Source organism: Pseudomonas sp. CK-NBRI-02 (assembly GCF_008124495.1).
In the GTDB taxonomy this organism is placed as follows: domain Bacteria; phylum Pseudomonadota; class Gammaproteobacteria; order Pseudomonadales; family Pseudomonadaceae; genus Aquipseudomonas; species Aquipseudomonas guariconensis.
On sequence record NZ_VSJH01000015.1, the window covers coordinates 419054 to 431535 of the forward strand.

Annotated in this window: 18 protein-coding genes; 11 read left to right on the plus strand and 7 right to left on the minus strand. The window is 62.2% G+C overall.

The features are described 5' to 3' along the window. Window positions 1-4 precede the first annotated feature (4 nt). From hbdH to DQ397_RS12885, 4 genes are all read left to right on the plus strand, one after another. Window positions 5-775, plus strand: coding sequence for a 3-hydroxybutyrate dehydrogenase (gene hbdH / locus DQ397_RS12870; protein WP_043211908.1), 771 nt, complete (start codon window positions 5-7; stop codon window positions 773-775). A 56-nt stretch (window positions 776-831) separates the two neighbouring features. Then, on the plus strand, window positions 832-1311 hold the full coding sequence (eco, locus tag DQ397_RS12875; RefSeq protein WP_043211906.1) for a serine protease inhibitor ecotin: 480 nt from the start codon (window positions 832-834) through the stop codon (window positions 1309-1311). 109 nt (window positions 1312-1420) lie between these two features. Then, complete coding sequence (locus tag DQ397_RS12880) at window positions 1421-3379, plus strand: acetoacetate--CoA ligase (RefSeq protein ID WP_043211904.1); 1959 nt, start codon at window positions 1421-1423, stop codon at window positions 3377-3379. A 34-nt stretch (window positions 3380-3413) separates the two neighbouring features. Further along, a complete protein-coding gene (locus DQ397_RS12885) occupies window positions 3414-3689 on the plus strand; it encodes a peptidylprolyl isomerase (RefSeq protein ID WP_043211902.1) in 276 nt (91 codons plus the stop codon). 2 nt (window positions 3690-3691) lie between these two features. Here the strand turns inward: DQ397_RS12885 and DQ397_RS12890 are convergent, their stop codons facing one another. Next, window positions 3692-4315 (minus strand): LysE family translocator, encoded by a 624-nt coding sequence (locus DQ397_RS12890; RefSeq protein ID WP_043211899.1) that lies wholly within the window; start codon window positions 4313-4315, stop codon window positions 3692-3694. A gap of 135 nt (window positions 4316-4450) precedes the next feature. On the opposite strand from DQ397_RS12890, the gene DQ397_RS12895 reads away from it, so the two are divergent. Both DQ397_RS12895 and DQ397_RS12900 read left to right on the plus strand, forming a co-directional pair. Next, on the plus strand, window positions 4451-5281 hold the full coding sequence (locus tag DQ397_RS12895; RefSeq protein ID WP_102082063.1) for an AraC family transcriptional regulator: 831 nt from the start codon (window positions 4451-4453) through the stop codon (window positions 5279-5281). A 109-nt stretch (window positions 5282-5390) separates the two neighbouring features. Then, window positions 5391-6002: a LysE family translocator gene (locus DQ397_RS12900; protein WP_043211897.1), complete on the plus strand. Its 612-nt coding sequence runs from the start codon at window positions 5391-5393 to the stop codon at window positions 6000-6002. Here the strand turns inward: DQ397_RS12900 and DQ397_RS12905 are convergent. Beyond that, window positions 5980-6675: a metallophosphoesterase gene (locus DQ397_RS12905; RefSeq protein ID WP_043211895.1), complete on the minus strand. Its 696-nt coding sequence runs from the start codon at window positions 6673-6675 to the stop codon at window positions 5980-5982. The two genes, DQ397_RS12900 and DQ397_RS12905, sit on opposite strands and share 23 nt — an antisense overlap. Before the next feature lie 78 nt (window positions 6676-6753). On the opposite strand from DQ397_RS12905, the gene DQ397_RS12910 reads away from it, so the two are divergent. The 3 genes from DQ397_RS12910 (at window position 6754) to DQ397_RS12920 (ending at window position 8330) form a co-directional block, all read left to right on the plus strand. Continuing rightward, window positions 6754-7266 carry a DUF3016 domain-containing protein gene (locus DQ397_RS12910; protein WP_043211893.1) on the plus strand — a complete coding sequence of 171 codons (513 nt, stop codon included), beginning with the start codon at window positions 6754-6756 and terminating at the stop codon, window positions 7264-7266. Between the two features lie 81 nt (window positions 7267-7347). Beyond that, complete coding sequence (locus DQ397_RS12915; protein ID WP_043211891.1) at window positions 7348-8091, plus strand: carbon-nitrogen hydrolase family protein; 744 nt, start codon at window positions 7348-7350, stop codon at window positions 8089-8091. Continuing rightward, on the plus strand, window positions 8088-8330 hold the full coding sequence (locus DQ397_RS12920; protein ID WP_080642107.1) for a hypothetical protein: 243 nt from the start codon (window positions 8088-8090) through the stop codon (window positions 8328-8330). Before DQ397_RS12915 ends, DQ397_RS12920 begins: the two co-directional genes overlap by 4 nt. Window positions 8331-8336: 6 nt before the next feature. Here DQ397_RS12920 and DQ397_RS12925 read toward each other — a convergent pair whose 3' ends face one another. Continuing rightward, window positions 8337-8837, minus strand: coding sequence for a methylated-DNA--[protein]-cysteine S-methyltransferase (locus DQ397_RS12925; RefSeq protein WP_043211889.1), 501 nt, complete (start codon window positions 8835-8837; stop codon window positions 8337-8339). Between the two features lie 287 nt (window positions 8838-9124). Between DQ397_RS12925 and DQ397_RS12930 the strand changes: the two genes are divergently transcribed. Next, entirely contained in the window at window positions 9125-9439 is a 315-nt protein-coding gene (locus DQ397_RS12930; RefSeq protein ID WP_148921560.1) for a hypothetical protein, read from the plus strand. A 63-nt stretch (window positions 9440-9502) separates the two neighbouring features. Here DQ397_RS12930 and DQ397_RS12935 read toward each other — a convergent pair whose 3' ends face one another. The 3 genes from DQ397_RS12935 to DQ397_RS12945 form a co-directional block, all read right to left on the minus strand. Next, window positions 9503-9829, minus strand: a complete 327-nt coding sequence (locus tag DQ397_RS12935) for a hypothetical protein (protein ID WP_052352471.1) — start codon at window positions 9827-9829, stop codon at window positions 9503-9505. A gap of 129 nt (window positions 9830-9958) precedes the next feature. Further along, entirely contained in the window at window positions 9959-10174 is a 216-nt protein-coding gene (locus DQ397_RS12940) for a hypothetical protein (RefSeq protein WP_043211886.1), read from the minus strand. A 152-nt stretch (window positions 10175-10326) separates the two neighbouring features. Next, on the minus strand, window positions 10327-10623 hold the full coding sequence (locus DQ397_RS12945; protein ID WP_043211913.1) for a hypothetical protein: 297 nt from the start codon (window positions 10621-10623) through the stop codon (window positions 10327-10329). A gap of 183 nt (window positions 10624-10806) precedes the next feature. Here DQ397_RS12945 and DQ397_RS12950 point away from each other — a divergent pair, with 183 nt between their 5' ends. Further along, entirely contained in the window at window positions 10807-11646 is an 840-nt protein-coding gene (locus tag DQ397_RS12950) for a lipopolysaccharide kinase InaA family protein (RefSeq protein ID WP_043211884.1), read from the plus strand. A gap of 296 nt (window positions 11647-11942) precedes the next feature. Here the strand turns inward: DQ397_RS12950 and DQ397_RS12955 are convergent, their stop codons facing one another. Further along, window positions 11943-12314: a hypothetical protein gene (locus DQ397_RS12955; RefSeq protein WP_043211882.1), complete on the minus strand. Its 372-nt coding sequence runs from the start codon at window positions 12312-12314 to the stop codon at window positions 11943-11945. Window positions 12315-12482 lie beyond the last annotated feature (168 nt).

Sequence of the window (12482 nt, forward strand, 5' to 3'; positions counted from 1 at the left end):
CTGCATGACGCTCAAAGGCAAGACAGCACTGGTCACCGGCTCCACCAGCGGCATTGGCCTGGGTATCGCCCAGGTGCTGGCCGGCGCTGGGGCGAATATCCTGCTCAATGGCTTCGGCGACCCGGCCCCGGCACTCGCCGAAATCGCCCGCCACGGGGTCAAGGTGATCCACCACCCCGCGGACCTGTCTGACGTGGCCCAGATCGAGGCGCTGTTCGCCCTGGCCGAGCGCGAGTTCGGCGGCGTGGACATTCTGGTCAACAACGCGGGCATCCAGCACGTGGCGCCGGTGGAGCAGTTCCCTGTGCAGACCTGGGACAAGATCATCGCGCTGAACCTTTCGGCTGTCTTCCACGGCATCCGGCTTGCCTTGCCGGGCATGCGGGCACGTGGCTGGGGGCGGATCGTCAACATCGCCTCGGTGCACGGCCTGGTGGGGTCCACCGGCAAGGCCGCCTACGTGGCTGCCAAGCACGCAGTGGTTGGCCTGACCAAAGTCGTAGGCCTGGAAACGGCCACCAGCAACGTCACGTGCAACGCCATCTGCCCCGGCTGGGTACTGACCCCTCTGGTGCAGAAACAGATCGACGACCGCGCCGCAGCCGGTGTCGACCCTCAGCAAGCGCAGCACGATCTTTTGGCCGAAAAGCAGCCTTCCGTGGCCTTTGTAACGCCCCAGCACTTGGGAGAGCTGGTATTGTTCCTGTGCAGCGAGGCCGCTAGCCAGGTCCGTGGCGCCGCCTGGAACGTCGATGGCGGTTGGCTGGCCCAGTGAGGGGCAGCCGGGATCTGGCGCGGTCTTGCATTCGTTTTCAATTGCAAGGAGGCCCTATGCGCCCATTCCCACTGACCGCGATTCTTTCCCTGACCTTGGCCGCCGCCGCGCCTGTGATGGCCGCCGGGCTCAAAGACGTCGCGCCCTACCCTGAGGCGGAAAAAGGCTTCACCCGGCAGGTCATCCACCTGCCGGCCCAAACCGACGAGTCGGCCTACCAACTGGAAATCCTCGCCGGCAAGACCCTCACCGTCGATTGCAACCGCCAGCGCCTGGCCGGCAGCCTCGAGGAACACAACCTCGAAGGCTGGGGCTACAGCTACTACCGGCTGGAAAAAGTCGGTGGCCCCGCCAGCACACTGATGGCCTGCCCGGACGGCAAGAAGACCGAGGCCTTCGTGCCGGTGGTCGGTGAAGGCTTCATGCTGCGTTACAACAGCAAGCTGCCGGTCGTGCTGTACGTGCCCAAGGACATCGAAGTGCGTTATCGCATCTGGTCGGCATCGCCGGACGTACAAAAGGCTAAAGTGGAGTAAAAGCCAAAGCCATTTGGCTGCGCATCGGCACTTTAGGCGCAGCCCCTGCAGGAGCGGATTCGCCCGCTCCTACAGACTCTGGATTCCATCGAAAGTGGGAGGTTTCGGCATGAACGATGTGCTCTGGCGCCCCTCCACGGCGCAGATCCAGGCCAGCCGGATGGACGTCTTCCGCCGCCAAGTAAACCTGCGCTACAACCTCCAGCTCAATGACTACGCCGCGCTGCACCGCTGGAGCATCGAGCAACGCCCGGCTTTCTGGCAGACCCTTTCCGACTATTTCCACGTCCAGTGGCACACCCCGCCCGCCCAGGCCCTCAGCGAAGGTCCACAGATGCCGGATGCGCACTGGTTCCCCGGCGCCACCTTGAACTACGCCGAACACCTGCTGATGCGGCGCGATGACCGCCCCGCCGTGGTCGCCGTACGCGAGGACGGCCAGCGCCAGGTGCTGAGCCACGCACAATTGGCGGCCCATGTGGCCGGCATGCAGAAAGCCCTGCAGGCCCTGGGCATCCAGGCCGGCGACCGAATCGCTTCGGTGATGCCCAACACCTGGGAAACCTTGGTCGCCATGCTCGCCTGCACCAGCCTCGGCGCGATCTGGTCCAGTTCGTCACCGGAGTTCGGCCTTCACGGCATCATCGACCGCTTCGGTCAGATCGCCCCAAAGCTTCTGATCGCCTGCGCCGGCTACCAGTACGCCGGCAAGACCATCGACCAAGTCGAAAAGATCAACCAGGTCACCGCCCAACTGCCCCAGCTCGAACACTTGTTGGTAGTGCCCTACACCCGCTCACACACCCACTGCGAAGAATTCACTGCCCCGCGCGTCAGCCTGTGGGGCGGCTTCTACCAACCCGGTGGTGAACCGCGCTTTACCGCCCTGCCGTTCGACCACCCGCTGTACATCCTCTACTCCAGCGGCACCACCGGCGTGCCCAAGTGCATCGTCCACCGCGCCGGCGGCGTACTGCTGCAACACCTGAAGGAGCACGGCCTGCACAACGACCTCAAGGCCGACGACGTCTTGTTCTACTACACCACTTGCGGGTGGATGATGTGGAACTGGCTAGCCAGCGGCCTGGCGGTCGGGGCCACCCTGGTGCTGTACGATGGCTCGCCCTTCCACCCAGGCCCACAGCGTCTGCTCGACCTGATCGACGCCGAACGCATCCACGCTTTCGGCACCAGCGCCAAATACCTGGCCGCCCTGGAGCAGGAAGGCCTCGAGCCTGCCAAAAGCCATCGCCTGAACAGCCTGCGCCTGATCATGTCCACCGGCTCACCGCTCTCGCCCCACAGCTACGACTACGTTTACCGCAAGATCAAACCCGACCTGTGCCTGGCTTCGATGTCTGGCGGCACCGACATCGTCTCGTGCTTCGTGCTCGGCAACCCCGTGCTGCCGGTACGCCGTGGCGAGATCCAGTGCAAAGGCCTGGGCATGGCTGTGGAGGTGTGGAACGAGCACGGCCAGCCCGTGATCGGCGAGAAAGGCGAGCTGGTCTGCACCCGCAACTTCCCGTCCATGCCAGTGGGCTTCTGGGGTGACAACGACGGCAGCCGCTACCACGATGCCTACTTCAGTCAGTACCCCGGCGTCTGGGCCCAGGGCGATTACGCCGAGCAGAACGCTGAGGGCGGCATGATCATCCATGGCCGTTCGGACGCGGTGCTCAATCCCGGCGGTGTGCGCATCGGCACGGCGGAAATCTACCGCCAGGTGGAAAAGGTCGAGGAAGTGGTCGAAAGCGTCGCCATCGGCCAGGACTGGCACAACGACGTGCGCGTAGTCCTGTTCGTGCGCCTGCGCGAGGGGCTGCAACTGGACGATGCCCTACGCCAGCACATTCGCCAGGTGATCCGTCAATACACCACGCCCCGTCATGTTCCGGCCGTGATCGTTCAGGTCACCGACATCCCGCGCACCATCAGCGGCAAGCTGGTGGAGCTGGCGATCCGCAACGTGGTCCATGGCCTGCCGGTGAAGAACACCGACGCCCTGGCCAACCCCGAAGCCCTGGCGCAATTCCGAGACCGCGCAGAGCTGCGCGATCAGGCATAATGGCGCCCTTTTTTGCCCGAAGCACAGGTGTCCCATGAAAGCCCAAGCCCGCCACATCCTGGTCAAGACCGCTGCCGAAGCCGAACAGCTCAAGCAACGGATCGCCAAGGGCGAAGCCTTCGATGTGCTGGCCAAGAAATTCTCCACCTGCCCCTCGGGCAAACGCGGGGGCGACCTGGGCGAAGTCCGCCCAGGCCAGTTGGTAGGCGCCATCGACCAAGTGATCTTCAAGAAGGCCCTGCGCGTGGTACATGGGCCGATCAAGACCAAGTTTGGGTATCACCTGGTGCAGACGTTCTATCGCGACTGACCTCAGCGCCGCGCCGCCAAAAGCCCCAACCCCGCACACCCCAACAACGACGCACTGACCCGGTTGAACACCCGGCGCGGCCCTGGGCGCTCGAACCAGCGCTGCATGTACGCCCCAAGGCCCGCATAAATCGCGATGGCCGCCCATTCCAGCAGCAGGAACATAACGCCCAGCCAGAGGAATTGCTCGGCGACCGGCATGGCACTGCCCACCGAGACGAACTGCGGCAGGAATGCGGTGAAGATCAGGATGGCTTTCGGGTTGCCCGCTGCCACCCAGAACTCCTGACGGGCCAGGCGCCAGGTACCACGTGGATGGTCACTCGCCACGACCGCCTCACCCACCGGCGCCCGCCACAGCTGCCAGGCGATGTAGAACAGGTACGCTGCGCCCAGCACCTTGATGATCAAGAACAGGTATTCGCTGGTGTGCAACACCACCGCCAGGCCCATGGCAGCCAGGGCGATCATGCCGCTGAAGGCGAGCAACCGGCCGATGCCGGCCATGCAGGCGGTGCGCAGGCCATAGCGGCTGGCGTTGTGCAGCGACAACAGGTTGTTGGGGCCAGGCGCCATGTTCAGGGCGAAACAGGCGGGGATGAACAGCAGCAAGCTCGACAGGTCCATTTTTCTTCTCCTTCGGGACCTCGGCAGCCTCGCGCCGGGTGTGCATTGCGTCAAGTACAGTGGCGCAGTGAATGGCCGGAACAGTGGCCAGCAGTTTAGACTGCGTGCTCCGGCACTCGGCGAAGCAGGCCCTGCATGACCCTCTCGAACAGCGAAATCTGGCGCGACCCGGCCCTGCCCTTCGTGGAAAGCCGGCGCGCCTGCCATAGCCGCGCCTGCTACAAGGCCCATAGCCATCCGACGTTCTCCATCGGTGCGGTAGATGCCGGCCTCAGCTGGTTCACCGGCGCGGGCGACGGCCAGGCGCGCCTGACGCCCGGCACCTTGGTACTGGTCCCGGCGCAGCGGGTGCATGCCTGCAACCCCGAGTCAGGCCAGGCCTGGAGCTATCAGATGGTGCATGTGGATGCGCAGTGGCTGGGACGCCTGCGACTGGAGTCAGGCGTTAGCGCTGCCGAGCCTGGAGCGCCTGCGCGAATCACGCGTTCGGCTGAAGTGTATCGGCAGTTCTGCCAGCTCAATGCATTGTTGTTTTCCGACGCGGCACCCTCGCAGAAGGAAGCCGCGTTGGTGGCCTTCATCGGTGACCACGACTTTGCTGCGCATGCGACGCTGGATGCTGCCCCGCCCCCTGCCTTGAGCGCCCCAGCCCTGCGCGAGCTGATTGCCATGCTGCAGACGTGCGAGCTGGCCGAAATCAGCCTGGAGCATCTGGCCGGGCACGTCGGGTTGGGGCGATACCAGTTGATCCGGGCGTTCCGCGCCGCGACGGGGCTCACACCACACGCCTACCTGCTCAATGAGCGGGTCAACCGGGCGCGGGGGTTGCTCGGCCAAGGCCAGGACCTTGCGCAGGTGGCTTATCGCCTGGGCTTTGCCGACCAGAGCCACTTCCAGCGGGTGTTCAAGGCGCACGCGGGCATGACCCCCGGACAATATCGACATGGCGTCGGGGCACGCGGGTAAACCTACCCACCCGCTCCGCGCGCTGGAGCACACGCCGTGCAATTATCTTCAATACCGCCCAAGGCTTGGGACGACAGACTGCGGCTTTCCTTGCCACAGAAGCCTACCCATGGAGCAATTTCTCGTCGTCGCCGCAGCCCATTTCCTGGCCCTGCTCTCCCCTGGTCCCGATTTCTTCCTCGTCGCTCGCGCCTCGGCCACCGCCGGCTGGCGCACCGCGAGCGGTGCTTGCCTGGGGATCGCCCTGGCCAACGGCGTATTCATCGCCATAGCCTTTACCGGCGTCTCCATTCTGCAGGAGGGCAGCGCGCTGTTCATCGCGTTGCAACTGGCCGGCTGTGCCTACTTGCTGTTTATCGGCGGGCTGTTCCTGCGCCATGCCGGGCGCAGCGACCTGCAATCGGCCGAGGTCGGTATTGGTCACGGCTGGGTACAGAACCTGGGAATGGGCTTCACCTCGGGCATCCTCAACCCGAAGAACGCTCTGTTCTATGCAAGCCTGGCAAGCATGCTCGCAGCTAGCAGCGCGGGCTGGAAGCTCGTCTATGGTGTGTGGATGTTCACAATCGTGCTGGGCTGGGACCTGCTGGTGGCGGTGGCCATCGGCAATCGCCGGGTGCTGCGGCGCTTCGCCCAAGTCTTGCCGTGGCTGGAGCGTGCTTCCGGTGTGCTGTTGATTCTGCTGGCCAGCGCGGTGCTCATGCGCCTGGCCTGGGGTTGATCACGCTCAGCGTCCTGAGGTCCACCACACTGAAAAAGCCGCTGGCCCAGCCGCCGGTGTCCAGGTGCCAGACGTTGCCCAACTGCTTGACCCGCAGCACTGGGGTATGGCCGACCAGCAAGGCGCGCAAGCCACCGACCGGCTCGGTGTCGCCCTCACGCAGGCGTCGACGCGACCATTGGCAGACTTCTCGGACTTCAGGATCGTCCATAGCCTCTAGAAAAGCCTTGAGCGTCGACCATTCGGGAAATGGACTATCGGCATGCAAGAGGCCGATCAGCCCAAGCGACGTCTGCACCTCGATCGCCAATGGCATCTGCGCGAAGCCTTCGACGTAGCGTTGTTGTTCGGCACGAGGAAGGTCGAGAAACCAGCCCCCGCCTGCAGAGCGGTACATCTCCAGATCGACTCTGCCACCGCGCAGGTGGGCGATGGCGAGCGCCTCATGGTTGCCCTGTACCGCGTGGAACCAGGGTTGCGCCAACCAGTCCAGCGCCTGCTCGCTGGCCGGCCCCCGGTCCACCAGATCGCCCACGCTGAACAGCCGATCCACCTCAGGATCGAATCCCACCTCGTCCAGGCATCGCTGCAACCGCTCGAAATGACCATGGATGTCGCCCACGGCCAGATCGCGGCCACGGTTATTGGCACTCACCCGCCGAAAACGGCTCATTGCTTCCACCCTCTGCTGCTGTCCCAGCGGCAGGCGTAAAATAGAGAGGCGATCCGTCCGTGCCCGTGGAGGTGCATCATGCGTACCACCCTCTCCTATGTCTTGATGCTGCTGGCCTCCAACAGCATGGCACAAGGCGCACCAACCGCGCAGGTGGACGTGCATTTCGATCATCCCGAGCAGTTCCGCGATGCCAGCCTCGATAGCCATGGCTACGAAAGGGGCGCTGATGCGTACGTCATCAAGACCCTCACCGAGCATCTGCACAGGCTCGGCCAGCGCTATCTGCAACCTGGGCAGCAACTGCGCATCGATGTGCGCGACATCGACCTGGCCGGGCGCTTCGAGCCGTGGCACAGCCGGGCCTACGATGTGCGCTTCATGCGCGAGATCACCTGGCCCAGCATCGACCTGAGCTACACCCTCGTCCAGCCCGGGCAACCGGAAAAACACGCCCAGGAGCGCGTCAGCGACAAGATGTACCTCAGCCGCCCCGGCCGCCAGGCCAGCAGCAGCGATCGTCTGTATGCGGAAAAAGCCATGCTCACCGACTGGTTCCGTCAGCGCTTCGCCCCGCACCCGGCCTCCTGAATCACTTCAGCGCGGGGTGGCCTGGGCGGGCTGGCCGATAGTATTCTCAGCCTTCCCGCTTTCTCCATGGATGGAATCGCCATGAAACTGTGTGCTGTACAACTGGCCTCCGGCAAGGGCGACCTGCCGGGCAATCTGGAGCGTCACCGCTACTGCGTCGAACAGGCAGTCGCACGCGGGGCGGAGTTGGTGGTATTCCCCGAGCTGTCCTTGAGCGGCTATGAACCCACCCTGGCCCAACAATTGGCGCAACCATCGGACACTTCCCTGCTCGATCCGCTGCAAGCGCTCTGTGACCGCCATGGCATCGCGGTGGCCGTCGGTCTACCGTTGCTGGCCCCCACCGGGATTTGCATTGGCATGCCCATCCTGCGCCCTGGCGCCCCGCCCCACTTCTATGCCAAACAGCGCCTGCACGATGATGAGCTGCCATTCTTCATCGCTGGCGAGCATCCGTTGGTGTTCACCGTGGGCAACCAGCGCATCGCACCGGCCATCTGCTACGAATCGATGTTCATCGAGCATGCCGAGCAGGCTCGTTCGGCAGGGGCAGACATCTATATGGTCAGCGTGGCCAAGACAACCAAGGGCATAGACGAAGGCTTTCGGCATTACCCGGACGTTGCCCAGCGTCTGGGCATGCCGGTGTTGCTCGCCAACTGTGTAGGGCCGGCCGATACCTTCGTCGGCGCCGGCCATTCCGCCGCCTGGGACCCCCAAGGGAATCTCTTGGCAGCATTGGATGAACACGCCCAGGGGCTGGTGCTGCTGGACACCACGTCGATGACTGCCCAAGCCATAACCTTGGGCGCGCTGGCGCCATGAAGTACTTAGCCACGGCGCTGGCCTGCTACGCCTGCACTCATTACCTGGTCGGTCTGTTGATTCATGGCCGAGTGGCCGAGATGGCCGAAGGACTACGCCACCGACCGGACGCTCCTACACCTGGAGAGTTCCTGCGAGAAACACAACCCTACGCGCGGCGTGCTCATCGGCAGTACAGCCTGGTGGTCGGGACGGCGGCGGCGGTGATTGGTTGCCTGATCGTGCTCTGGATGAGTTGAACGGGCTCAAAGATCCAACGCGAGGCTCTCTCGTCCTTCAAGGGCCAACAGGTACTGTTTGGCCTGCAGCCCACCGGCGAAGCCGGTCAGACCACCAGATGCGCCGATCACCCGGTGGCACGGAGCGATGATCGAAATCGGGTTGCGTCCGTTGGCCGCTCCCACTGCCCGCACGGCGCTTGGGTTGCCGATCTGCCGGGCAATATCGCTGTAGCTGCGGGTCTGCCCGAAGGGGATGGTCAGCAGCGCGGCCCAGACCTGGCGCTGGAAGTCCGTGCCGACAAAATCAAGCGGCAGCTCGAAACCCTGGCGGCTGCCGGCAAAGTACTCGCCTAACTGCCGAGCTGTCTCCCGTAGCGTCGGATGTCCATCGTCCCGGTGCAGTGCGCCCAGACGCACACGGTTTTCCCGCTCCTGCTCCCACAACACCGCAGCCAGGCAATCGCCTCGGGCAACCAGCGTGAGGGTCCCAACGGGAGACTGAATGAAGGTAAAGGCGCAGGACATCGGAGCTGCTCGCTTGAAAAAACTGGTGCAAGGCACTCTACCCTTCGAGGTTGCTTGGTGCATCCGCTTTCTTGCCCTGGGAATTACCGCTGGACTGGTTAATTGGATATCTGTAACGACATCAGTCAATTACAGTCCCCGATTGGCCACTGTCTGAAAACTGGCACATACCAAAGTAATAGCTATTCTGGGTTAAACATCGCGTTTGTTGTTGCAGGGTCATCGGCAGAAAGGCGCCTGACCCAAGGCAAACCGAAACCCACCGTATGCCGACAAACGTGGCCGCCATGGCTGAGTTTCTGCGTCAATGCTGGTTTCTGCTGCTAAGCCTCTACCAGACCATCCAAAGCCATGGCCTGATCGGTTGCGTGGTCGCGTTCATCCTGGCGTTGCTGATGAGCAAGATCGGCAGCAGGCTTACCGGACGCACCGAGCGTCTGAGTACCCTGCCAAGCGGTGAAGCGCACGTGCCGCCTGCTCCGGCCATTGAAAGCACCCTCAGGGCCTGGATCGGTCGCGTGGTCGGGACGCTGCTACAAATAGCGGCGGGCGTGCTGTTTCTGGTCACCGTGATCGCCACGGTGAATGTGCTGTTGTACTGACCTGCGTGACGGGACGTCACCGTCTGCCCAAAGACGGTGACGCTCCCAATGCGCGTGGACCACTCAACGCCCCCCGCAGACTGCTACGACTGCGGGCTTGCTGGCGCGCCCACCGGACTGCAATGCCGGGTCGCTTGCCACCCTCCTGGCGCGTCCGACACCCCAGGCCAGCGCCCGGGTCATCGATTCGCCTGGACGCGAGTCGAACGCCTCCTCATGCAAGGCCATGCCGGACGGTGCGTAAAGGCCGATGAACATCTGCGTCGCACCGGTTCGTGACAATCGAACCTGCACGTCAATACACGAGCCGCTGTCGAGCGTTTCGTCATGCGTTCGATGATGAAGAGTGGGGTCTGCCCAGGACCAGAACACGTCACCGCGAATTCTCATGCCGCCTCCTACGACTTTAGTCTTATGTGTGTTGGTAGTGGCACCATAGCGGATGGTTGCCAGCACGCAACCACGTACGACTGGTCAAGGGGGAGAATCGGACAACCGGTGCTGCACCTGCCGTGAAGGTCAGGAAGAGTCCGGGGTTTTGTCGCTGCCCGGTTCGAGCAACGATTCGGCGAACGTCATCCAATCCTCGAAGGCTTTGCGGTGTGCCTGGCACATCCCTTTCCACTCGGCGCCGCCCACACGACCGTAGGCGATCTGGTTCATGGTCGAGGAGGTCAAGGAATCGAGTTCTCTCAAAAGGTGGTAGGCACGGTAGCGCTTTTCTCTTTCAGGCATGGCTTTGTCTTCCAGCGGTGCACGACAGGGCAATACGAAGCCTTATGTAATGGATTTGACGGCTTCCTGGGTCTGGACCTCCAACGGCTCGAAAAGGTTCGCGCCGTGTTGTGAGCCTCCCGTCAAAAAGCCAGTATCGCACTTGTCACGGCTCACGTCCGGGTGCGAATCACGCCACTGATGGCCCAGCCGGCGAACACGAAAAAGGCATCGAGATAGAACAGCCCTGCATAGTTAGGTAGCAATGCTCCGCCAGTGGTTTGCAAAGGAGGAGCAGCGACGGCATGAATGCCGTTGGGGACCACTGCCAGCAGCACCAGGGCTGCATAGGTGGCGAGCCGAAGCGCATTCGTTCGCTTGCTGGAAACCTCGGCCATTTTCAATCCGAAATAGGCGATAACAGCCGCCACTGGCAGAACCCAGATATGCGTGGGCAGGCTGAAGAACACTTCGGCCATCAAGCTTTTCGTTTCCACGGATACAACACCTTGTCGTTGAACGGCCGGATTATCCATGGCCTGGCTGGGTTGTGGCTAGACAGGTAAAACCAAAGTGTTCCAGGGATAGGAAAAATGTGAAAGTAATGTGAAAATCGAAAATTGATAGCCTATTGACACCATCAAGGAAGAAGCGTGTTACGCAATGCTCAGTTTTGTTTCAACGAGTTCTGCCACAGCGTGAAACATCAGCGCACGACGCTGTATTTTCGCTCACCCGTCCCGTCACCCACTCGACAAGCGCTGATACGCCTGATTGAGCAACCCTCTGGCGCCAAACGGATGAGCGCCCCGCTCGAGTGCACCGATAGCGCGTTGTTCTTCAAGCGCGAGCCGCTTGATTCGTTCAAGAAAAAGTGGCGCATGCAACGTTTCACGGCCAAGCGCAATGGCATGTACGACTGGCCCCTGGAAGAGCTGATCAACACCCGCGAGGCAACCCGTCGCGGCGCCCGGGTTCCGCCTCTGGTTGGCTACGGCTACAGTCGTTGCAAGCTCGGCCTGATGAAGGACTTTTTCATCATCAGCCGATCCCTGGCCGACCATATCGATGGTATGGCGCTCATCCGGGCCAACCCACAAGCCGTTCGCACCGTCATCGAGGCCACCGCCGAGCTGTTGCATGAACTACACAACCACGGCATCTCCCACATGGACCTATGGGCGGCTAACGTCATGCTGCCCTTGCACGGCTCTGGACCTGCCCAGGCGATCGATCTGGAAAACGGCTTCTTCACACCGACTGCATACTTCAGTGAAACCCTGGGCTTTCAGTTTGGCTTCCTGTATCTGCGCCATATCTACCGCTACATCACAGAATCGGCTTTTGACGACCTCGTAGCGCACTGCCTTGCGAAGTACTTTCCACACGTGGACCGCAAGGCATTTGACCAGACCTATGAAGTTGCCAAGCATCAGGTGATTGATCGACTCGAACGTCGGGCGATTTTCACCAAAGGTATAGTGACGCGGTAAGTTGCCGCCAGGCCTGTGTGATGACCGCTCCACCTTTTGACGGCCGATGGTTTGGATCTTTCCCCGGACCTGGGTAATGGGATACCCAGGTTCATTGAACGAACAGCCCCTACGGTCTGCGCTTGAAATAGACGTACAGAGCCATCAGGTCGATGGCCAGTACGATCGAGACCACCACGACAGTGAAATAGATCTCCTCCCGAAGCATCGCGCAGCCCCCACGGCAAGATGTGTTCGAGAAGGAGCAATTCGCATTCCAGGTCCGCCGGACACTCGCTCGAAAAATCAGGAACCGCTTAGGCTGGCTTCGGATGCTCACTGGACACCGCATTGTTAGCGTCCACATCCTTCATCTCCTGCTCTACCGGAGCATCGTCATCCGCCGCCAGCGGTACTGAATCGCTGCTACGCGGCGCGGGGCCGCCCTGCTTTTCGTCGACTTTCGCCGTGTCGTCATCCTGCGAAGCCCCAACACCTTGGCCAGCCCCAGGGTCGCCAGGGGGAGGATTCCAATCTTCAGGCCGGTTATCCGACCATGCCTCGCCCACCCCTTGCTTGGGCTCAGATTTGGCCTTCTCCAAACCCGATCCATGGCCTTCTCCCGAGTCGGGAACGCTGTTGGGAACAGGTGGACGTGTCACGTCTGGATCGTTGCTTTCGATTGCCATGATCATTCTCCCGTTGGTGGCACAGGAAGCCTGTGCCTAAAACTGAGAATGATCGGTGCGCATAGAGTGCCCCGCGTTAGACGAGTGGCTTCAACCACGTTCGGTCTCACGGATGACTGTGTAGGCACCTAATATTGTCGTGGGGCCAACGTGTCGCATCTGGCGGTA

What these genes read in the sequence shown, in the direction of transcription:
- hbdH (WP_043211908.1), top strand. Translation starts at nt 5, where the DNA reads ATGACGCTCAAAGGCAAGACAGCACTGGTCACCGGCTCCACCAGCGGC.
- eco (WP_043211906.1), top strand. Translation starts at nt 832, where the DNA reads ATGCGCCCATTCCCACTGACCGCGATTCTTTCCCTGACCTTGGCCGCC.
- DQ397_RS12880 (WP_043211904.1), top strand. Translation starts at nt 1,421, where the DNA reads ATGAACGATGTGCTCTGGCGCCCCTCCACGGCGCAGATCCAGGCCAGC.
- DQ397_RS12885 (WP_043211902.1), top strand. Translation starts at nt 3,414, where the DNA reads ATGAAAGCCCAAGCCCGCCACATCCTGGTCAAGACCGCTGCCGAAGCC.
- DQ397_RS12890 (WP_043211899.1), bottom strand. Translation starts at nt 4,315, where the DNA reads ATGGACCTGTCGAGCTTGCTGCTGTTCATCCCCGCCTGTTTCGCCCTG.
- DQ397_RS12895 (WP_102082063.1), top strand. Translation starts at nt 4,451, where the DNA reads ATGACCCTCTCGAACAGCGAAATCTGGCGCGACCCGGCCCTGCCCTTC.
- DQ397_RS12900 (WP_043211897.1), top strand. Translation starts at nt 5,391, where the DNA reads ATGGAGCAATTTCTCGTCGTCGCCGCAGCCCATTTCCTGGCCCTGCTC.
- DQ397_RS12905 (WP_043211895.1), bottom strand. Translation starts at nt 6,675, where the DNA reads ATGAGCCGTTTTCGGCGGGTGAGTGCCAATAACCGTGGCCGCGATCTG.
- DQ397_RS12910 (WP_043211893.1), top strand. Translation starts at nt 6,754, where the DNA reads ATGCGTACCACCCTCTCCTATGTCTTGATGCTGCTGGCCTCCAACAGC.
- DQ397_RS12915 (WP_043211891.1), top strand. Translation starts at nt 7,348, where the DNA reads ATGAAACTGTGTGCTGTACAACTGGCCTCCGGCAAGGGCGACCTGCCG.
- DQ397_RS12920 (WP_080642107.1), top strand. Translation starts at nt 8,088, where the DNA reads ATGAAGTACTTAGCCACGGCGCTGGCCTGCTACGCCTGCACTCATTAC.
- DQ397_RS12925 (WP_043211889.1), bottom strand. Translation starts at nt 8,837, where the DNA reads ATGTCCTGCGCCTTTACCTTCATTCAGTCTCCCGTTGGGACCCTCACG.
- DQ397_RS12930 (WP_148921560.1), top strand. Translation starts at nt 9,125, where the DNA reads ATGGCTGAGTTTCTGCGTCAATGCTGGTTTCTGCTGCTAAGCCTCTAC.
- DQ397_RS12935 (WP_052352471.1), bottom strand. Translation starts at nt 9,829, where the DNA reads ATGAGAATTCGCGGTGACGTGTTCTGGTCCTGGGCAGACCCCACTCTT.
- DQ397_RS12940 (WP_043211886.1), bottom strand. Translation starts at nt 10,174, where the DNA reads ATGCCTGAAAGAGAAAAGCGCTACCGTGCCTACCACCTTTTGAGAGAA.
- DQ397_RS12955 (WP_043211882.1), bottom strand. Translation starts at nt 12,314, where the DNA reads ATGGCAATCGAAAGCAACGATCCAGACGTGACACGTCCACCTGTTCCC.